The following is an 18,289-nucleotide window of genomic DNA, read 5'->3' as shown; positions in this document are numbered from 1 at the left end:
TCAGGTCGGCAACAGGGTGTGGCGCGGGGCCGTGTCGGCGTCTTCGTCGTCCTCATCCTCGTCGGAGTCGAAGGCGACGACAACCACGCTGATGTTGTCACGTCCGCCCGCCTCGACCGCCGCCCGGCACAGCTCGTCCGCGGCGGTCTGCGGGTCGTCGTACTTCTGGAGGGCGACCATGATCGTGCGGTCGTCGAGCTCGTTGGACAGGCCGTCGCTGCACAGGACGAACCGCTCCCCGGGGTGCGGCGGGAACACCCAGACGTCGGCGTTCGGGCCCGGGTCGGTGCCGAGCGATCGGGTGATGATGTTGCGCAGCGGGTGGCGCTGGGCCTCCTCGGCGGTGATGAGGCCGGCGTCGACCATCTCGCGGACCTCGGAGTGGTCCTGGGTGACGAGGCTCATCCGGTTGCCGAGGAAGCGGTAGACGCGCGAGTCACCGACGTTGAAGACGATCCAGTGGTCGGCGCCGCCGGCGTCGACGACGGTGAGCCCGGCGAGGGTCGTGCCCATGCCGGTCTGCTCGGGGTGCTCGGCCGCGGAGCGCAGGATCGCGGTGTTCATCCGGCGGATGAGGGCGACGACGTCCTCGGACCGCACGCGGGTGCGGGTGTTGAGCTCACCGAGGCACTGCACCGCGATGCCGCTCGCGACCTCGCCAGCGGCGTGACCGCCCATCCCGTCGGCGACGGCCCAGACGAACCCCTCGTCGATGAGGCTGTCCTCGTTGTGGTCGCGCACGCGGCCGACGTGCGTCGCCGAGCCGGAGCGGACGCGCACCCCTGCGCCGGTGAGCGAGGCGTAGTGCCCGCTCACGAGGCCGTCCCGCTCGCGCCGTCGGACGGCGTGACGCGCACGGTCTCGAGGATGCCCTGCACCTCGTCGTAGTCCGCCTCGGAGTCCGGTCCCCCGACACGGCCGGTGAGCCGCACGTGCTGGGTCACCTCGCCCGCGGGCAGCGCGGTGACGAGGTGGACGAGATAGACGGTGTCCCCGTCCTCGACCCACGACACGTTGAGCCCGGTCCAGGTGCGGTCCTCGATCTCGACCTCGAACGTCGGGTCGACCTCGCCGTCGGGATGGGTGTGCGCGGCGTTCGCGAGGTCGTCGACGAGTCGGTCACTGGTCTCGTCGCGCGACGTGTGCACGTATGCCGTGAGCACCGGCGCCTGCGCGCCTCCCGTGTCGCGGGTGGCCCGCAGGAGGGCATCGCCCCCGGGCTCGGCGCCCCATCCGTCCGGGAGCGAGACCTCGATCCGCGGCAGCTGCGGACTGAGCGCGCTGGGATGGCCCACCGTGGGCATTCGGGCCACCTCCGAAGGGGTCGAGGGACGCGCCGACGACGACGCCGTGCATGATCCGAATCAGCCTAGCCGCGCCCCTCCGGCCGCCGCGATGGGGAGAACTCCCCATCGCTGCCATCACGAGACCCTTCGCCGCGGCACATGGGTGCTTCCACCCCGCGACCAGGTCTCGGTCACGCCGGGGCTGCGAGGACCAAGCGCACCCATGCCGCGAGCGCGATGTACTCCTCCTGGTCGGGTGCCGAGCTGTACGTCGGTCCGTCGCTGGGGCACGTGGCCGCCCAGACATCGCTTCCATTCGTCTGGCGGCGGACTGGGACGAGGCAGGAGATCACCTCGCCCGTGACGGACGCCGTGACCAACTCGCTCCGAGTGCCTGTGAACGGGGTGCCCAGCACCACCGTGCGGCGACCGTCCGGGCGTGGCGTCAGCGTGTATATGACCGTCGCCGACCTGTCGGAGAGCCGCGTCACCCTGACGTCCGTGCGACGCGCCGGTGAGCTGAGCTGGCGCGGCTCCTGCTCCGGGTTGCTCTCGTTGAGGAACCGGGGATCGACCTCGGTGGGCGCCACCTCGAGCTCCTCGGGCAACAACCCCTCGACGGCCTCCACGACAACGCTCACCTCGGTCCCGTCCGCGACGGGGCTGACCGTGTATGCCGCGGTCACCGCGAGCGCTGGTGCGCTGTCCTTGCGCGCTGCCGTGAGGAACACCCCGAGGATGACGGCGATCCCCACCAGCCCGACGAAAGCGACGATCCCGCCGACCAGTACCCCGATCCTCATCGAACCGCGCTCAGCCATCAGGACCGGTCGGGATCGGGTGCGGGACACCTTCGACACCCTTCCACGAGTCAGCCGACTGGGACCGGCTGAGTGACGGTACGCCAGGTGTGGGCACCGCCCCGGGGCACGATGAGCGGCCGGCCGGTGTCCGGGTCGGGCACGATCTGGGCTTCGACGTCGAAGACGGCGCGCAGCATCGCCGGGGTGATCACCTCGGCGACCGGACCGGCCTCGACCACTCCGCCCGACCGCATCGCGACGACGTGGTCCGCATACCGCGCGGCAAGGCTCAGGTCGTGCAGCACCATCACCACCGTCACGCCGTCGCGACGGTGCAGCTCGGTCACCGTGTCGAGGACGTCGAGCTGGTGCGCGAGGTCGAGGTAGGTCGTCGGCTCGTCCAGCAGCAGGATGTCGGTGCGTTGCGCCAGCGCGAGCGCGACCCACGCCCGTTGCCGCTGCCCGCCGGACAGCGTCTCGAGGGGGCGGTCGGCCACGTCCTCCAGCCCGGTGCGGCGCAGGGCGTCGGTGACGATGTCCTCGTCCGGCCGCGACCACTGGTCGAACCACCGGCGGTAGGGGTCGCGTCCACGGGCCACGAGGTCGATGACGCTGAGGTTGTCCGGCGCCTGGGGTCCTTGCGGCAGCAGCGCCACCCGGCGCGCGAAGTCGCGCCGGTCGATCCCCGAGACGTCCTCGTCGCCGAGGAGCACGCGCCCCTGCGTCGGGCGGAGGAGTCGGGCGAGGCTGCGCAGGAGCGTCGACTTGCCGCAGCCGTTCGGGCCGACGATCGCGGTCACCGTGTGCCGCGGCAGCGTGAGCGTGACGTCGTCGAGTGCGGCGCGCTCCCCGAACCGCACGGTCAGGGAGTCGATGTGGAAGGCGGTCATGAGGTGAATCCCTTCCGCCCGAGGACGAGCAGCCAGATGAGGAACGGAGCGCCGACCGCGGCCGTCACGGCCCCGGTCGGCAGGAGCAGGGGGGCGAAGGCGACCCGGGCCACGAGGTCGCTGGCCGTGACGACGGCGGCACCGACGAGGCCCGAGACGACCAGTGACGCGCGAGGCGCTCCGCTGGCCATCCGCGCCAGGTGGGGGGCGACGAGCGCGACGAACCCGATGGGGCCGACCATCGCCACGGTCGCCGACGTCAGCGCCACGGCACACAGGAGCAGCCCGGCCTCGGCTCGCGCCGGTCGATGACCCAGGGCGGCGGCCACGTCACGACCGAGCTCGAGCGCGGGCAGCCGGGCGGCCAGCGGCACGAGGACGACGGCCGTCACCGCGAGGGTCACGGCGAGGACTGTCGCCTCGGCGGCGCCGCGCTCACCCAGCGACCCGGTGAGCCAGACGTTGGCCCGGGCCAGGTCGTCGATGCTCGCGACGAGCAGCAGCCAGCTGGTCAGCCCTCCGAAGAACGCCGACACGCCCACGCCGACGAGGAGCACCTGCAGGCCGGTGCTGCCGGCATACCTCAACAACAAGGCCACGAGCGCCGCGGCCGCGAGCCCACCGAGCAGCGCTGCGACGGGCGTCGCGAGGACGGTGCCCGGGCCGGTGAGCACGAGCATGGCCACGGCACCGGCACCGGCACCGGCCGTGACGCCGAGCAGGTCCGGGCTGGCGAGCCCGTTGCGGGTCGTCGTCTGGACGATGGCCCCGGCCACCCCGAGCATCGCCCCGGCGAGCAGACCGAGCACGACCCGGGCGAGCCGGAGGTCGATGACGACGAGACGCGCCCCCGCGTCCCCACCTCCGAGCAGTACCGCGACGACCTGGCCGGGACTGAGCGGGTAGTCCCCGGCGGTCAGGGCGAGGACCACGACGACGCCGGTCGTCACCACCGCGAGGGCCGAGACGAGAACGGTGCGGAGCGAGACGCGCGCGGACACCGGGCCCACGCGCACCGGCACCCGGGCGCCCGATCGGCGGCCACGCGGCATACGGGCAGGGAGGACGCTCATCGCGCACCCCGCAGCAGCCGCACGACGACGAGGAGGAAGATCGGTCCGCCGACGACGGCGAGGACGATCCCGACGGGCAGCTCCGCCGGCCGGACGACCATGCGGCCCACGACGTCGGCGAGGACGACGAGGCTGCCGCCGGCGAAGGCGCACACCGGGAGCAGGACCCGGTGGTCCGGACCGCTGAAGCGCCGGACGACGTGCGGTGCGATGAGGCCGATGAAGCCCAGCGACCCGACGAGCGCCGTCGCCGACCCGACGAGCAGCGTCACCGCGGTGAGGCCGACGAGCCGCGCCGACACCAGGCCGCTGCCGAGGGAGCGGGCGACGTCGTCGCCGAGCGAGAGGGTGTTGAGCGTCGGCGCGTGGGCCACGGCGAGCACCAGGCCGGCGAGCAGCAGCGGCGTGACGGGGAGGATCACCTCGGTCCCGCGTCCCCCGGTGAGGGACCCGACGGTCCAGAACCGGAAGACGTCGAGCGTCGTGACGTCGAGCAGGAGCACGACCCCGGTGATCGTGCTGAGCAGCGCCGAGATGCCCGCCCCCGCCAGCACGAGAGCCGCCGGTGAGCCGTCGCGCCGGCGCCCGGTGACGAGGCCGAGGGCGGTCACGAGGACCGATCCCAGCGCCGCGCCACCGAAGGCGAACCAGAGGTAGCCGCCGGGAGTGGCGAGCCCGAACACGGACACGGCGAGGACGACGGCGAGGCTCGCGCCAGCCGTCACGCCGAGCAGCCCCGGGTCGGCGAGCGGGTTGCGGGTGTGCCCCTGGATCACGGCCCCGGCGGTCGCGAGCGCCGCGCCGCCCAGCACCCCGAGGACGGTGCGCGGCACGCGCTGGCCGAGCACGACCGCCTCGGCCTCGGCACCGGCCGATCCGCGCAGCGCCTCCCAGACGGTTGCCGGGTCGAGGCCCAGACCACCTACGAACAGGCTCAGGACGACGGACAGGACACAGGCCCCGATCGCCATGAGCACCAACGGTTTCCACCGGACCGACGCAGGCGTCGACACCGGTGTCGCCGCCGCTGTCCCTGCCCGCGTCAACGTCGAGGTCGTCACGAGGCTCAGAAGGTCTTGAGCAGCTGCTCGACCACGTCGAGCGCGGCGTCGGCGGTGAGCGCCGCGCCCTCGTGCGTGCGCCGGTCCGAGCGGACCACGTGGCCCTGCGCGACGGCGGGGAGCTGCTTGAAGAGCGGCTTGGCCTGCACCTGCGCCCACGCCTTCGGCTCGCTCACGATGGCGACGATGCCGTCGGCGTCGCCGTAGCCGACCTTGAGCTGCTCCGGTCCGTACTCGGCCTTCGTGCCGTCGAGCGAGGAGGTCCAGGCGGCCGACGGCTTCATTCCGACGTCGGTCATGACGGTGGACAGGAGCCGCTTGGCGCGGGTGTCGGTGGAGTCGCTCTCCAGGTCGTAGTTCATCGGAGCGAAGGTGTTGTCCTTCAGGACGTCGGCGTAGGTCTTCTTGAGGCCGGCCACGCGGTTGTCGTATGCCGTGATGAGCTCGGTCGCGCGGTCCTCCCGACCGGTCGCCTTCGCGACGAGGCGCAGGTCGTCCTGCCAGGTCGACGTGTCCTGGTCACCCACGACGAGGACGGGCGCGATGGCGGAGAGCTCGGCGCGGATCGGCTCGACGTCGGAGAACCGGCTGATGATGACGTCGGGCGCGGCGGCGGCGATCGCCTCGAGGTTGACCTGGCCGCGCAGGAAGAGCTCCTTGGCCCCAGCCGTGAGCTTCGCCGGGATCGGCGCCGGCAGGTCCATCTCGCCGGGCTGCATGGCCGCCACCCCGGTGACGGGGAGGCCCAGGGACAGGGCGATGTCGAGGTCACGCCGGCCCTCGAGCACGACGACCTTGTCGATCGTCGCCGGGACGGTCACCTCGCCGAGCATCGTCGTGACGGTGCGGCTCTCGCCGGACTGGGGCGCTGCGGCGGACGCCTGCTGTTCCGGGCTGCCACAGCCGGCGAGGGCGACGACCGCGGCCGCGGCGGCGGCCGCCGTGAGGGCAGGTCGAGAGGTGGATCGGGAGCGGGAGAGGAGGGAGATAATCACGAAGGTTAGGCTAACCTAACCCAAGTAGGCCCCTCACCGGGGGTTGACACTACGTCGGGTCAACCACTCTCCGGCTGCTCTGCCCACCATGCGAGCAGCCGCTCCGTGGCCGCATCCTTGCCGATCGGGCCCTCGTCCAGCCGCACGGCCAGGAGGTGCTTGTAGGCCCGGCCCAGCACCGGCCCCGGCGCGATCCCGAGCACCTGCGCGATCTCGTTGCCGTCGAGCTCGGGACGCACCTTGCCCAGCTCCTCCTGCTCGAGGAGCCGGTCGATGCGGGCCTCGAGCTCGTCGTAGCTGCGGGAGAGGCGCTGCGCCTTGCGGACGTTGCGGGTCGTCGAGTCCGAGCGGGTGAGCCGGTGCAGGCGCTGCAGCAGCGGCCCCGCGTCGGTGACGTAGCGCCGCACCGCCGAGTCGGTCCACGCCCCGTCGCCGTAGCCGTGGAAGCGCAGGTGCAGCTCGACGAGCCGCGACACCGCCTTGACGGTGTCCTTGTCGAACCGCAGCGCCTTGAGCCGCTTCGCGGTGAGCTTCGCGCCCACGACCTCGTGGTGGTGGAAGCTCACCCCGCCCCCGGGCTCGAAGCGTCGCGTCGCCGGCTTGCCGATGTCGTGCAGCAGGGCCGCGAGGCGCAGCACGAGGTCCGGGCCGGGCACCGACTCCTCCGGTCCGTCCGCCGGACCCTCGAGGGCGATGGCCTGGTCGAGCACGGTGAGCGAGTGCCGGTAGACATCCTTGTGCCGGTGGTGCTCGTCGATCTCGAGCTGGAGGGCTGGCAGCTCGGGGATGACGTATGCCGCGAGCCCGCTTTCGGTGAGCAGCTCCAGTCCCGCGCGGGGCCGGGGTGCGAGGAGGAGCTTGACGAGCTCGTCGCGCACCCGTTCGGCGGAGACGATCTCGATCGAGGCCGCCATGTCCGACATCGCCGCAAGGACCTCGGGCGCGGGCGCGAGCCCGAGCTGGGCGACGAACCGGACCGCCCGCATCATCCGCAGTGGGTCGTCGCCGAAGCTCACCTCCGGCGGGGACGGCGTCCGCAGGACGCCCTCCGCGAGGTCGCGCAGGCCGGCATACGGGTCGACGAACTCCAGCGTCGGGAGCCGCAGCGCCATCGCGTTGACGGTGAAGTCACGGCGGACGAGGTCGTCCTCGAGCGAGTCGCCGAAGGCGACGACGGGCTTGCGGGTCACGCCGTCGTAGGCGTCGGCGCGATAGGTCGTGATCTCGACGATCGTCTCCTCGCCGTCGACGCGGCGGCGGGCGCCTATGGTGCCGAAGTCGCGACCCATGTCCCACGTCGCCGTGCCCCACTCCGCGAGGATCGCCTCGGTCTCGTCCGGGGAGGCGCTCGTGGTGAAGTCGAGGTCGCTCGGGGTCCGGTCGAGGAAGAGGTCACGCACCGGTCCGCCGACGAGGGCGAGCTCGTGTCCCGCCGCCTCGAACCGGCGGCCGAGGTCGGTCAGGACGGGAAGGACGGGGGCGAGCCGCGCGACGGCCTGCTCCATGAGGGCGTCGGAGGGCGAGGGGTCAGGCACGGGCACCAAGGATAGGGCGCGGCACCACCGGGACCGACGCGTTGCGAACCCGCGCGCGAGCGCCGTCGCCACGAGCGCGGGAGCGCGCCGTCGGCGCAGACGCCGTCGCACCCCTCGTGGTTACAGTGACAGGGTGAGTCACGCCGCAGCAGAGCCGCCCCGGGTCCCCCGGCGGCTCCCCGCGGTCGAGGAGCGTTCCGCCGGCGGCATCGTCGTCGACGTCCACGACGGGCAGGCCCGGATCGCGGTCATCGCCCGCCGCAACCGCGCCGGTCGGGTCGAGTGGTGCCTGCCCAAGGGGCACATCGAGGGCGCCGAGACCCTGCCGCAGACCGCAGCGCGCGAGGTCGCCGAGGAGACCGGTATCGAAGGGCGCGTGCTCATCGAGCTCGGCACCATCGACTACTGGTTCGCCGTGGGCGACCGGCGCATCCACAAGTACGTGCACCACTACCTCCTCGAGGCCGTCGGTGGCGACCTCACCATCGAGAACGACCCCGACCAGGAGGCCATCGACGTCGCGTGGCTCCCGCTGCGCGACGCCCACCGCCACCTGACCTTCCCCAACGAGCGGCGCATCGCCCGCCTGGCCTGGCAGCGGCTCGCCGGGGACTGACCCGGCGTGTGCGGCCTCAACCGACCTAGGATGGGCGCCACCATCTCAGCGGAAGGGGCACCTGTTGGAGGGCGTCGGACCCGGAACCACCCTCGACGGGCGGTACACCACCTCACGCAGGATCGAGAAGCGGCGTGGCTTCGAGCGGTGGACCGCCGACGACACGACCCTCGGTCGCCCCGTCGTCATCCTCTGCCTGCCCGAGAGTGACCCGCGCACGAGCGCCGTCCTCGACTCCGCTCGTCGCGCCGCAGGGCTCGACACGGCGACGTTGCAGCGGGTGCTCGACGTCGGCCGCGAGCGCGGCGTCGCCTTCGTCGTCGAGGCCGACACCAGCCAGAGTCGCTCGCTCGCCCAGCTCGTGCACGACGGTGGACTGCCCGCGGACGAGGTCCGCCGCATCGTCGGCGAGGTCGCGACCGGTCTCGAGGCCGCCCGCCAGCGGGGCCTGCACCACCTCGACCTGCGCCCCGAGGACGTGTTCCGCACCATCGACGGTGACGTCCGTCTCCGTGGGGTGGCGACCGCGGCGGCGCTCGCCGAGGTCGACGACCTCGAGTCCGAGGAGGCGTCGCGGCGCGACGCCATCGGCGTCGTCTCCTTGACGTATGCCGGCCTGACCGGTCTGTGGCCGGGCGCCGGGGAGACCTCGCTCGGGGCGGCGCCGCGCATCCTCGGTGGTGTGCCCGCACCGTCCGAGATCGCGGCCGGCGTGCCGCGTGACCTCGACGCGCTGTGTCGGCTCACTCTCGGTGACGACCAGGGTCCGACCTCGCCGGGTGACTTCGCCCGCCAGATCGCGCCGTGGCCGTCGCGCCAGGTGGCCGGCCGCTCGACGATCGCCGGCACCGGTCTCGGCGTCAGCGACGACACCGACCCGCGCATCCCCGCCGCGTTGAGTGCGTCGACCGAGCCCGTCCCCTCGAAGATCACCCCGGCCGCGCTCAGCACCCCGGCGCTCACTACCCCGGCGCGCGACGATGACGACGTGTCGGTCGACGACCCCGACTGGGAGGCCGACGAGTCGCCCACGCGCGTGCTGCGCCGACCGACCGGCGACGCGCCGTCGACCGCCGCCGGGTCCACGACGAACGCCCAGACCGAGGCCGAGGTCGACACGACGCCACGTGACGAGATCGGCACCGCCGAACCCGCGTCCGACGTCGCGGTGACCGAGGCCATCCCGCTGCGCCGCGACACCGCTGGTGCCGCACGGGCCACGAGCGCTGCGGGTGGCGCGGGTGGCGCGGGCACCGCGGGCACCTCCAGGACCACGGACCCGTCCGAGCCGTCGGAGCCGTCGGACTCTGCCGGCGACAGCGGCACCGCCGTCCTGCCGGTGGTCCGGGACACGGCGTCGCACCCCTCGCCGGACGGCGACGGTGAGACGGGCACCGCCCGCGCGGGACGGCATACGGACGACGACACCGACGAGACCACGACGGACGGTGACGCCGGCACCGGCGAGCGCTCCGGCCCCTCCGCGGCCGCGAGCGCCGCAGCAGCGGCATCCGCTGCGAGCGCAGCCATGGCCGGCGCGGGCTCGGCGGTCGCCGGTGCGGTGAGCCGGTTCGGCTCCCGGGTCGGCTCGGTGAGCCGCCAGGTGAGCGAGCGCGCCGCAGAACGGGCGGCCGAGCGACGCGGCTTCCACGAGCGCATCACCGCACCCAACGCCCCCGGCCTCACCCAGGAGGGCGAGCAGGTCCGGCCCGGCACGGGGACCGAGGCGCTCCTCGAGGCACCTGCCCCCCTCGTGCCGTCGGAGCCACTGACCAAGGACGAGTCCCGCACGGCGCTCGCGATCGTCGGGGCGTTCCTCGTGCTCGCCCTCATCATCGGTGCCTTCGGGGTCTCCCGCATCGGGTCCAACACCGACCTCGACTTCGGCGGTGTTCCCGGGCGCAGTGTCTCCCCGACACCGTCGGCCAGCGGCTCGGGGGCGGGGGCGTCCGCCTCGCCGTCGCCGACGACGGGCCAGCCGCTGCAGATCCTCGGGGCGGACGCGTTCGACCCGCAGGGCGACGGGCGCGAGAACGGCACCCGCGCGCCCCGCGTCTTCGACGGTGACCCCTCGACGACGTGGCAGTCCGAGGGCTACAACTCGGCCAAGCTCGGCGGCCTCAAGGACGGCGTCGGCGTGGTCGTCGACCTCGGCCCCAACGTCGTCGCCCGCAACGTCACGCTCACCCTCGGCAACCGCGCCGACGTCGCGGTCTACATCGGCAGCGAGCGCTCCCTCGACGGCGCCACGAAGATCGGCGAGCGCAACGACGCGGACGGCGAGGTCGCCTTCCCGGTGAAGGACGGCGTGCAGGGCCAGTACGTCATCGTCTGGTTCACCAACCTCACCCGTGACGACACCGGTCGCTACCGCGCCATCCTCGGCGAGGTCGAGGTCACGAACTGACGTGCCCGGACCGCGAGACGTGAGCTGAGATGAGCGACGACGAGGGCGTGGACGACCGCGCCCTCGTGTCGCGCCACGTGGCCGGGGACCGGGACGCCTTCGGTGAGCTGTTCCGGCGCCACCGGGACCGGCTGTGGGCGGTGGCGATGCGGACCTGCGGTGACCGCGAGCTCGCCGCGGACGCCGTGCAGGACGGGTTCGTCAACGCGTTCCGGCGGGCCGGGTCCTACCGCGGGGACGCGGCGGTCTCGACGTGGCTGCACCGCATCGTCGTCAACGCCTGCCTCGACCGGATGCGCCGCGAGCGCGACGTGCTGCGGCGGGCCGGGGATGCGGCCGACATCGACGTCGTCGACCCGCTGGACCGGCACGACGCTGCCGAGACGGCGCTGGACGTGTGGGCCGCCCTGGCTCGCCTGCCCGAGCACCAGCGCCTCGCGCTCGTCCTCGTCGACATGCACGGTATGCCGGTGAGTGAGGCCGCGGCTGTCCTCGAGGTCGCGGAGGGCACGGTGAAGTCGCGGTGCGCCCGGGGCCGGTCGGCGCTCGCCGAGCTGCTGGGTGAGGGCAGTCCGGGTCGGACCGGACCGGCGCGGGAACCGGAAGGGCTCTCGTGACGTCGTACTCCATGTACCCCCGTGTCCATCCCCCGGTCCCGGCGCGGCTGACCGTGCCCGGACCCGCACCACGACACGCCCTCGAGGGAGGTGAGCGCTCATGACCGGTCCGACGTCCGACCCCGGTGGCCCCATCGGTCCCCGGCCCGGCGGTCCCGGCCCTGAGGAACGAGACCCCACGGGCATGCGCGAGCTGCTGCGCTCGCTGCCCGACCCCGGGCCCATGCCGGACGACCTCGTGGCTCGGATCCAGTCGCGCCTCGCCGACCTGCCCGCCCCCGAGGAGTGGGGTTCCGAAGGCAGTGCGCAGGCCGGGTCCGGCGCGTCCGGGACGCCTCGCTCCGGGTGGGCACGGTTCGCGCCCGTCGCGGCCGTCGCGGCGGTGGCCCTCGTGCTCGGTGGAGTCCTGCTCGCCGGTCCGCTCGGGCTCGTCGGCGGCGGCCCGTCCCTCGATGCCGCGTCCTCCGGTGCCGACAGCGCCGAGTCGAGCACCGGCACGATGTCGCGGGAGAGCGCGAAGTCCTTCGAGGAGCAGGACGGTGCTCCTGCCATGGGTTCCGCCCCTGACGAGGGGCCGGTCGTCGTGCGCATGTCCGGGCGGGACTACGACTCGGCCCGACTGGCCACCCAGGTCCCCGACCCGGGTGACGAGTCCGCGTCGCCGACCCGTCCACTCGCCGCCGAGTCCCCGGCCATCGGCCCCATCGGCACCGAGATCGGCGTGCGCTCCTGCCTCGAGGCGCTCGGCCTGCCCGCCGCGACCGGCGCACAGGTCGACCTCGGGAACGTCGACGGAGCCCCCGCCGCGGTCCTCGTCGTGACCGCGGGAGGCGCGCGGACGGCATACGCCGTGGAACGCCGCTGCACGACCGGCGACCCGGCGTTGCTCGCCGGACCGATCGCGCTGCCCTGACCGCGGGTCACGCCGCGCTCCGGGAACACCGACCGCCTAGGATCGGTTGTAGCCAAGACCCCCACGGACCACCGTATGTTGCGGTGGTCCGCCATGACAGCCACTAGGGACGGTGTTCGTGAGCTCCGCGACAGACACGCAAGAAGTGCGTGACGTCATCATCATCGGTTCCGGCCCGGCCGGGTACACCGCGGCCGTGTATGCCGCCCGAGCGAACCTTCGCCCGGTCGTCTTCGAGGGGGCCGTCACCGCCGGCGGAGCCCTCATGAACACCACCGAGGTCGAGAACTTCCCGGGCTTCAAGGACGGGATCATGGGGCCCGACCTCATGGAGCAGATGCGCGCCCAGGCCGAGCGGTTCGGCGCCGAGCTGATCACTGACGACGTCACGTCGGTCTCCCTCGACGGCGAGATCAAGAGCGTCGTCGACGGCGAGGGCCGCACGTGGCGCGCCCGCTCGGTCATCCTCGCCATGGGCTCGGCCTACCGCGAGCTCGGGCTCCCTGACGAGAAGCGCCTCTCCGGCCACGGGGTCTCCTGGTGTGCGACGTGCGACGGGTTCTTCTTCCGTGACCAGGACATCGCCGTCGTCGGCGGCGGCGACTCCGCCGTCGAGGAGGCCACCTTCCTCACGAAGTTCGCCCGCTCGGTGACGATCATCCACCGTCGCGACGAGCTGCGCGCGAGCAAGATCATGGCCGAGCGTGCCCTCACCAACGACAAGATCCGGTTCGCGTGGAACAGCGAGGTCGTCGGCATCCACGGCGGCGACAAGCTCACCTCGGTGACGCTGCGTGACACCGTGACCGGCGCCGAGTCGGACCTGCCTGTGTCCGGTCTGTTCATCGCCATCGGCCACGACCCGCGCAACGAGCTCGTCCGGGGTGTCGTCGACCTCGACCCGGAGGGCTACGTCCTCGTCCAGGGCCGCTCGACGCTGACGAACATCCCCGGCGTCTTCGCCTGCGGCGACCTCGTCGACCACACGTACCGGCAGGCCATCACCGCCGCCGGTTCCGGTTGCGCCGCGGCGCTCGACGCCGAGCGCTTCCTCGCCGCGCACGAGCAGGCCGGTATGCCGGCCCCGGACGCCGCGCTCATCGCACCCTGATCCGCCGGTCACCGACCGCCGGCTTCACGACCCTGTCCGACCCGACTGTCCGACCCGACCACCAGACTGACTGCCTCGACCCCGGAGCAGCCCCCCGCCGAAAGGACCCACCATGGCTACCGACACCGCAACCCGCACGACCGACGACGCGTCCTTCGAGGCCGACGTCCTCAAGAACGGCAAGGTCACCCTCGTCGACTTCTGGGCTCCGTGGTGCGGCCCGTGCAAGGCCATCGCGCCCGTGCTCGAGGAGATCGCCCGCGACCACTCCGACAAGCTCGATGTCGTCAAGCTCAACACCGACGAGAACCCCCAGGTGACCGGTCGCCTCGGCATCACCTCCATCCCGACGATGCACGTCTACAAGGACGGCGAGATCGTCAAGACGATCGTCGGTGCCATGCCGAAGCCGAAGCTGCTCCGCGAGCTCGAGCCCTTCATCAACTGACGCGACTCCTCGCGCATCAACGAAGCCCCGGTCACTTGGCCGGGGCTTCGTCGTGTGCGCGAACTGCGTTGTCTCGCAAGAGTTTTCGTTGTCTCGGCTTCGTTTCCAGCGCGCCTCCGCGAGGTGGGATGGCGTCACACCTCCGTGAGGTAGGCCGCGCGACGCTATCCATCCGCCGCTCGCGCGTAGAACGCACTCGCGTCTCCCGCCAGACCCAGCCAGCGTCGCGCGGCGCACCTCACTGCGGCGCTGGCTCTGTGGCCGCCGTCGCCCACCGTGTGGTTCACGGCCGGGTCGCCCGCGGAACCCTGGTGTCTTGCGGGTTCGTGGTGCGGCTCGTCGTCCGGGCCTTAGCGGAGGTTCATGGCGTCGAGGATGCGGTTGAGGTCCTCGACGGAGGCGAAGTCAATCGTGACCTTGCCGCGGTTCTTGCCCAGGGTGATGCCGACGCGGGTTTCGAGACGGTCGGAGAGACCGGCGGCGAGGTCGTCGAGCTGGGGGTGTCGGCCGCCGGCGCGGGGACGGCGGGTGGACGGCTTGGGGTCGTCGCCGCCGAGGGTGACGATCTCCTCGACGGAGCGGACGGAGAGGCCCTCGGCGACGATGCGCTGGGCGAGACGCTCCATGGCGGCGCCGTCGGGGAGGCCGAGAAGGGCACGAGCGTGACCGGCGGAGAGGACGCCGGCGGCGACCCGGCGGGCGACGAGCGGCGGCAGCTTGAGCAGGCGCAGCGTGTTGCTGATCTGCGGGCGGGAGCGGCCGATGCGCGTGGCGAGCTCGTCCTGGGTGCAGCCGAAGTCGTCGAGCAGCTGCTGGTAGGCCGCCGCCTCCTCGAGGGCGTTGAGCTGGCTGCGGTGCAGGTTCTCGAGGAGCGCGTCCCGCAGGAGGTCGTCGTCCTCGGTGTCCTTGACGATCGCCGGGATCGACTCCTTGCCGGCCTCACGGCTGGCGCGCCAGCGACGCTCACCCATGATGAGCTCGAACTCGACGCCCTCGGGCACGTCGGTGGCGTCTGCGGGGACGGGCCGGACGACGATCGGCTGCATCACGCCGACCTCGCGGACACTGTGCACGAGCTCGGCCAGCTCGTCCTCGTCGAAGACCGTCCGCGGCTGTCGCGGGTTGGGCCGGATCGCGTCGAGCGGGACGTCGGCGAAGCGAGCGCCCGGCACCGGCACGAGCTCGTCCCCGTCGTTCTGGGCGGCACTCGTCACGGCGGCGTCGGTGGCGCCGTCGGAGGGAGCGTTTGTTGCGCTGACCTGCGACGATGCGTCCTCACCGGGCGCAGACACAGACCCGGTGGAGGGCTCGGCGGCTGGGACGGACTCGCTCTCGGCGGGCGACTCGTCGGTGTCGCTCGCGGGATGCTGCTCCTTGAAGAACACGTCGGTCGGGCGGGTCGCGGTGCTGCCGCTGCCCGGCGGAATGAGGGCTCCGAGACCACGGCCCAGGGCGCGTCGCTTGTCGCTCATGAACGGTCCTCGCTCTTCTCGGCGCCGAGCGCCGCCATCTCGGAGGCGGCCTCGAGGTAGGAGAGGGCGCCGCTGCTGTTGGGGTCGTAGGTCATGACGGTCTGGCCGTGGCTCGGTGCCTCGGAGATGCGCACCGACCGGGGCACGGTGGCCTTGAGGGTCTGCTCCGCGAAGTGGCTGCGCACCTCGTCGGCGACCTGGGCAGACAGGCGCGTGCGGCCGTCATACATGGTGAGCAGGATCGTCGACACGTGCAGTGCGGGGTTGAGGTGGTCCCGGATGAGCTCGATGTTGCGAAGCAGCTGCGACAGCCCCTCCAGCGCGTAGTACTCGCACTGGATCGGGATGAAGACCTCGCCCGCCGCAACGAACGCGTTCACCGTCAGCAGCCCCAGGCTCGGCGGGCAGTCGATGAACACGTAGTCGAGCGTCGATCCCTGCTCGGCGAGCTCTTGGGTGTAGGCCGTGATCGCCTTCTTGAGCCGAGTCTCTCGTGCCACGAGCGACACGAGCTCGATCTCCGCGCCGGCGAGGTCGATCGTGGCCGGCGCACAAAAGAGACCCTCGATGTCCGGGCACGGCTGGACAACCGTGCTCAGCGGGTCACCGTCGACGAGCACGTCGTAGATGCTCGGCACCTCGGAGTGGTGCTCGATCCCGAGTGCGGTACTCGCGTTCCCCTGGGGGTCGAGGTCGATGACGAGCACGGTGGCGCCGCCCTGAGCCAGCGCTGCAGCGATGTTGACGGCGGTGGTGGTCTTGCCGACACCGCCCTTCTGGTTCGCGACGGTGAGAATGCGCGTCTCGGCGGGGCGCGGCAGCTCGCGTCCGACGAGGGCCTCGCGCTTGCGAGCATCCTCGGCCACGGCACGGGCGAGCGGAGTGTCCTCGTCGGTCTCGGGCACCGCGTCGTCACGCACGGTCACGTTCGCGAGGGCGTCGGCAGCCTTGTCTGACTCCGCGACGGCGTCATCGCCCGCCGCGGCGGGAGGGTCCGTTTCACGTGAAACATCCGCCGTCTCAGTTCCTTCGTCGCTCACGCTCGCAGTCTCGCTGATGGCACCGACAGTGGTGCCGCGCACTGTCCCGTCAGCGACGGCAGCGTGAGCTGGATCGGGCGACGTTTCACGTGAAACGGCGCCACGTACAACGCCGTCCTCACCGGGCCAGCCCAGCGGTGAAGTCGGTGAGCCGGGAAGGGCCGGAAACCCGATCCCGGGTACGACCCGACGCTCGGTCTCAACAGCCATTCTGGAGCCCACCTCACGATCAACGATCAGGACACCCCATCCAACCTGACTCATGGGCAACACGCCAAACCTCGCCTCGATGTTTCACGTGAAACGCTTGCTTGGGTGAGGGTCGCTCTGGTGAGGGTGCGCGGCGCTATCCATCCGCGCTGCGCGCGTAGACCGCACTCCGCGCTTCCCGCCAGACCCAGCCAGCGCCCCGCACCCTCACCGTCGCTCCCTGCAGACGCGCGGCTTCCGTGATTCTCGGCTCAGAGCCGCGAGAACTGTTCGCGCTTGGTCACTCCCCGTTGGTCCCTCACCTTGCGCACCGGTTGTTCGGTTCGGGAGCCAGTCAGCGTTGGCGGCGGGGCTTGGCTGGGGTGCGCTTCCTGCGGAAGGTGAGATCGAGGGTCATCGTGGGCTCGTCGAGGACGTCGGTGCCGTGTGGGGTGAGGGTGGCGTTCACGAGGCCGAGCTTGGTGAGGTCGCGGCGGTCGGCGTCGAGCTCCTCCTGGGCGGACCGGCCCTTCATCGCGACGAGGGTGCCGCCGTCGGTGAGGAGGGGGACGCACCAGCGGGCGAGCTTGGCGGTGCGGGCGACGGCTCGAGCGGTCACCCACGGTGCGGAGAGCGTGCCGGCGAACTCCTCGGCACGACCCCGGTGGACGGTGACATTGTCGAGCCCGAGGTCGCTGACGGTCGCGGTGAGCCAGTCGGTGCGGCGGAGCATGGGCTCGACGAGGTGCAGCTCGAGGTCCGGGCGGGCGATCGCGAGGGCCACGCCCGGCAGACCGGCACCCGAGCCAACATCGATGACGCGGGCGCCCTCCGGGAAGCCGTCTTCGATGACAGCGCAGTTGAGGACGTGGCGCTCCCACAGGCGCGGAACCTCCCGGGGGCCGATGAGACCGTGGCTCACACCCGTGTCGGCGAGGATCTCGACGAAACGGTGAGCGGACGGCATACGGTCGCCAAAGACCGCAGCCGCACCCCCGCCCTCGGGGGGCAGTGGTGCGGCTGGCGGCTCGGTGACGCCCTGGTCGGGCGTCACCGTTTCACGTGAAACATCGCTCACGCGGGCAGGACGACGACGAAGCGTCGCGGTTCAGCGCCCTCGGACTCGGAGACGAGCCCAGCGGCGAGGACCTCGTCGTGGACGACCTTGCGCTCGAAGGCCGTCATGGGCTCGAGCTCGGCGCGCTCACCGGAGTCCTTGACCGACGCGATGGCGGACTTTGCGATCTCGACGAGCTCAGCGCGGCGACCGGCGCGGTGACCCGCGACGTCGAGCATGAGCCGGCTGCGCTGACCGGTGGCGGACTGCACCGCGAGGCGGGTCAGCTCCTGGAGCGCGTCGAGCACCTTGCCGTTGTCTCCGACGAGGCGGCGCGGAACGCGGCCCTCCTCGGAGTCGACCACAGCGACCGCGGCACGGTCACCGTCGATGTCGACGTCGATGTCACCGTCGAGGTCGCAGATGTCGAGGAGTGTCTCGAGGAAGTCGGCCGCGACCTCACCCTCCTTCTCGAGGTCGGCCGGCTCGGCGCGCTCGGCGCGCTCCCGTCGTGCGGCCGGAGCAGCCTCGCCCGCGGTGTCGTCGGTGTCCGTGGTCTCGGTGTCCGTGTCGCTGGCGTCCGTCTCGGCGGGGGCCTGGTCGCGTGCGGGCACGCCGGTCACGCCCTCAGGGGCGGCGGTCTCGCGGGTTGCGTCGTTCTCGACGGTCTCGTCGACAACAGCGTTCGACGAGGCCTCCGCTGCGCTCTGTTCGGTGACGTCACTCGTCTCGGTCATGGGTGGTTCCTCTCGTGGTGGCCGGCGTCGCGCCGACCC

Annotated in this window: 18 protein-coding genes; 6 read left to right on the top strand and 12 right to left on the bottom strand. The window is 72.2% G+C overall.

Annotated features, from left to right (window positions below):
* From BCF74_RS08205 to BCF74_RS08170, 8 genes are all read right to left on the bottom strand, one after another.
* On the bottom strand, positions 1–816 hold the full coding sequence (locus BCF74_RS08205; RefSeq protein ID WP_106297471.1) for a PP2C family protein-serine/threonine phosphatase: 816 nt from the start codon (positions 814–816) through the stop codon (positions 1–3).
* Positions 813–1,304: a hypothetical protein gene (locus tag BCF74_RS08200; protein ID WP_106297470.1), complete on the bottom strand. Its 492-nt coding sequence runs from the start codon at positions 1,302–1,304 to the stop codon at positions 813–815. Before BCF74_RS08200 ends, BCF74_RS08205 begins: the two co-directional genes overlap by 4 nt.
* 173 nt (positions 1,305–1,477) lie before the next feature.
* Complete coding sequence (locus tag BCF74_RS08195) at positions 1,478–2,107, bottom strand: hypothetical protein (RefSeq protein WP_106297469.1); 630 nt, start codon at positions 2,105–2,107, stop codon at positions 1,478–1,480.
* 50 nt (positions 2,108–2,157) lie between these two features.
* Positions 2,158–2,979 (bottom strand): ABC transporter ATP-binding protein, encoded by an 822-nt coding sequence (locus BCF74_RS08190; protein ID WP_106297468.1) that lies wholly within the window; start codon positions 2,977–2,979, stop codon positions 2,158–2,160.
* Complete coding sequence (locus BCF74_RS08185) at positions 2,976–4,052, bottom strand: FecCD family ABC transporter permease (RefSeq protein WP_245889270.1); 1,077 nt, start codon at positions 4,050–4,052, stop codon at positions 2,976–2,978. Before BCF74_RS08185 ends, BCF74_RS08190 begins: the two co-directional genes overlap by 4 nt.
* Positions 4,049–5,023 carry a FecCD family ABC transporter permease gene (locus tag BCF74_RS08180; protein ID WP_106297466.1) on the bottom strand — a complete coding sequence of 325 codons (975 nt, stop codon included), beginning with the start codon at positions 5,021–5,023 and terminating at the stop codon, positions 4,049–4,051. The genes BCF74_RS08185 and BCF74_RS08180 overlap by 4 nt, the downstream gene beginning before the upstream one ends.
* Positions 5,024–5,118: 95 nt before the next feature.
* Positions 5,119–6,108 (bottom strand): ABC transporter substrate-binding protein, encoded by a 990-nt coding sequence (locus BCF74_RS08175; RefSeq protein ID WP_218279228.1) that lies wholly within the window; start codon positions 6,106–6,108, stop codon positions 5,119–5,121.
* A 59-nt stretch (positions 6,109–6,167) separates the two neighbouring features.
* Entirely contained in the window at positions 6,168–7,613 is a 1,446-nt protein-coding gene (locus tag BCF74_RS08170; protein ID WP_106297465.1) for a CCA tRNA nucleotidyltransferase, read from the bottom strand.
* 163 nt (positions 7,614–7,776) lie between these two features.
* Here BCF74_RS08170 and BCF74_RS08165 point away from each other — a divergent pair, with 163 nt between their 5' ends.
* From BCF74_RS08165 to trxA, 6 genes are all read left to right on the top strand, one after another.
* Positions 7,777–8,259, top strand: coding sequence for an NUDIX hydrolase (locus BCF74_RS08165; protein ID WP_106297464.1), 483 nt, complete (start codon positions 7,777–7,779; stop codon positions 8,257–8,259).
* Between the two features lie 64 nt (positions 8,260–8,323).
* Positions 8,324–10,666 (top strand): protein kinase family protein, encoded by a 2,343-nt coding sequence (locus BCF74_RS08160; RefSeq protein ID WP_106297463.1) that lies wholly within the window; start codon positions 8,324–8,326, stop codon positions 10,664–10,666.
* Positions 10,667–10,695: 29 nt separating this feature from the next.
* A complete protein-coding gene (gene sigM / locus BCF74_RS08155) occupies positions 10,696–11,283 on the top strand; it encodes an RNA polymerase sigma factor SigM (protein ID WP_106297462.1) in 588 nt (195 codons plus the stop codon).
* A gap of 100 nt (positions 11,284–11,383) precedes the next feature.
* Positions 11,384–12,196, top strand: coding sequence for a hypothetical protein (locus BCF74_RS08150; protein WP_146132904.1), 813 nt, complete (start codon positions 11,384–11,386; stop codon positions 12,194–12,196).
* Between the two features lie 112 nt (positions 12,197–12,308).
* The gene (gene trxB, locus BCF74_RS08145) at positions 12,309–13,307 is read left to right on the top strand and encodes a thioredoxin-disulfide reductase (protein WP_425432811.1); all 999 of its coding nucleotides are present in this window, start codon (positions 12,309–12,311) and stop codon (positions 13,305–13,307) included.
* A 112-nt stretch (positions 13,308–13,419) separates the two neighbouring features.
* Positions 13,420–13,755 (top strand): thioredoxin, encoded by a 336-nt coding sequence (gene trxA / locus BCF74_RS08140; RefSeq protein WP_106297460.1) that lies wholly within the window; start codon positions 13,420–13,422, stop codon positions 13,753–13,755.
* Between the two features lie 350 nt (positions 13,756–14,105).
* On the opposite strand, the gene BCF74_RS08135 is transcribed toward trxA, so the two are convergent.
* The 4 genes from BCF74_RS08135 to BCF74_RS08120 all read right to left on the bottom strand — a co-directional run bounded on the left by BCF74_RS08135 (position 14,106) and on the right by BCF74_RS08120 (position 18,250).
* On the bottom strand, positions 14,106–15,227 hold the full coding sequence (locus tag BCF74_RS08135) for a ParB/RepB/Spo0J family partition protein (protein WP_106297459.1): 1,122 nt from the start codon (positions 15,225–15,227) through the stop codon (positions 14,106–14,108).
* Entirely contained in the window at positions 15,224–16,267 is a 1,044-nt protein-coding gene (locus BCF74_RS08130) for a ParA family protein (RefSeq protein ID WP_106297517.1), read from the bottom strand. Before BCF74_RS08130 ends, BCF74_RS08135 begins: the two co-directional genes overlap by 4 nt.
* A 544-nt stretch (positions 16,268–16,811) precedes the next feature.
* On the bottom strand, positions 16,812–17,510 hold the full coding sequence (gene rsmG, locus BCF74_RS08125) for a 16S rRNA (guanine(527)-N(7))-methyltransferase RsmG (RefSeq protein ID WP_342747559.1): 699 nt from the start codon (positions 17,508–17,510) through the stop codon (positions 16,812–16,814).
* Between the two features lie 20 nt (positions 17,511–17,530).
* The gene (locus BCF74_RS08120; protein ID WP_106297457.1) at positions 17,531–18,250 is read right to left on the bottom strand and encodes a Jag family protein; all 720 of its coding nucleotides are present in this window, start codon (positions 18,248–18,250) and stop codon (positions 17,531–17,533) included.
* Between the last annotated feature and the right edge of the window lie 39 nt (positions 18,251–18,289).

It is taken from the genome of Knoellia remsis (assembly GCF_003002895.1).
GTDB classification, from domain to species: domain Bacteria; phylum Actinomycetota; class Actinomycetes; order Actinomycetales; family Dermatophilaceae; genus Knoellia; species Knoellia remsis.
This window is presented reverse-complemented; position numbering and strand designations above follow the sequence as displayed.

What these genes read in the sequence shown, in the direction of transcription:
- BCF74_RS08180 (WP_106297466.1), bottom strand. Translation starts at nt 5,023, where the DNA reads ATGGCGATCGGGGCCTGTGTCCTGTCCGTCGTCCTGAGCCTGTTCGTA.
- BCF74_RS08190 (WP_106297468.1), bottom strand. Translation starts at nt 2,979, where the DNA reads ATGACCGCCTTCCACATCGACTCCCTGACCGTGCGGTTCGGGGAGCGC.
- BCF74_RS08195 (WP_106297469.1), bottom strand. Translation starts at nt 2,107, where the DNA reads ATGGCTGAGCGCGGTTCGATGAGGATCGGGGTACTGGTCGGCGGGATC.
- BCF74_RS08135 (WP_106297459.1), bottom strand. Translation starts at nt 15,227, where the DNA reads ATGAGCGACAAGCGACGCGCCCTGGGCCGTGGTCTCGGAGCCCTCATT.
- BCF74_RS08200 (WP_106297470.1), bottom strand. Translation starts at nt 1,304, where the DNA reads ATGCCCACGGTGGGCCATCCCAGCGCGCTCAGTCCGCAGCTGCCGCGG.
- BCF74_RS08185 (WP_245889270.1), bottom strand. Translation starts at nt 4,052, where the DNA reads ATGAGCGTCCTCCCTGCCCGTATGCCGCGTGGCCGCCGATCGGGCGCC.
- BCF74_RS08150 (WP_146132904.1), top strand. Translation starts at nt 11,384, where the DNA reads ATGACCGGTCCGACGTCCGACCCCGGTGGCCCCATCGGTCCCCGGCCC.
- sigM (WP_106297462.1), top strand. Translation starts at nt 10,696, where the DNA reads ATGAGCGACGACGAGGGCGTGGACGACCGCGCCCTCGTGTCGCGCCAC.
- BCF74_RS08170 (WP_106297465.1), bottom strand. Translation starts at nt 7,613, where the DNA reads ATGGAGCAGGCCGTCGCGCGGCTCGCCCCCGTCCTTCCCGTCCTGACC.
- trxA (WP_106297460.1), top strand. Translation starts at nt 13,420, where the DNA reads ATGGCTACCGACACCGCAACCCGCACGACCGACGACGCGTCCTTCGAG.
- BCF74_RS08120 (WP_106297457.1), bottom strand. Translation starts at nt 18,250, where the DNA reads ATGACCGAGACGAGTGACGTCACCGAACAGAGCGCAGCGGAGGCCTCG.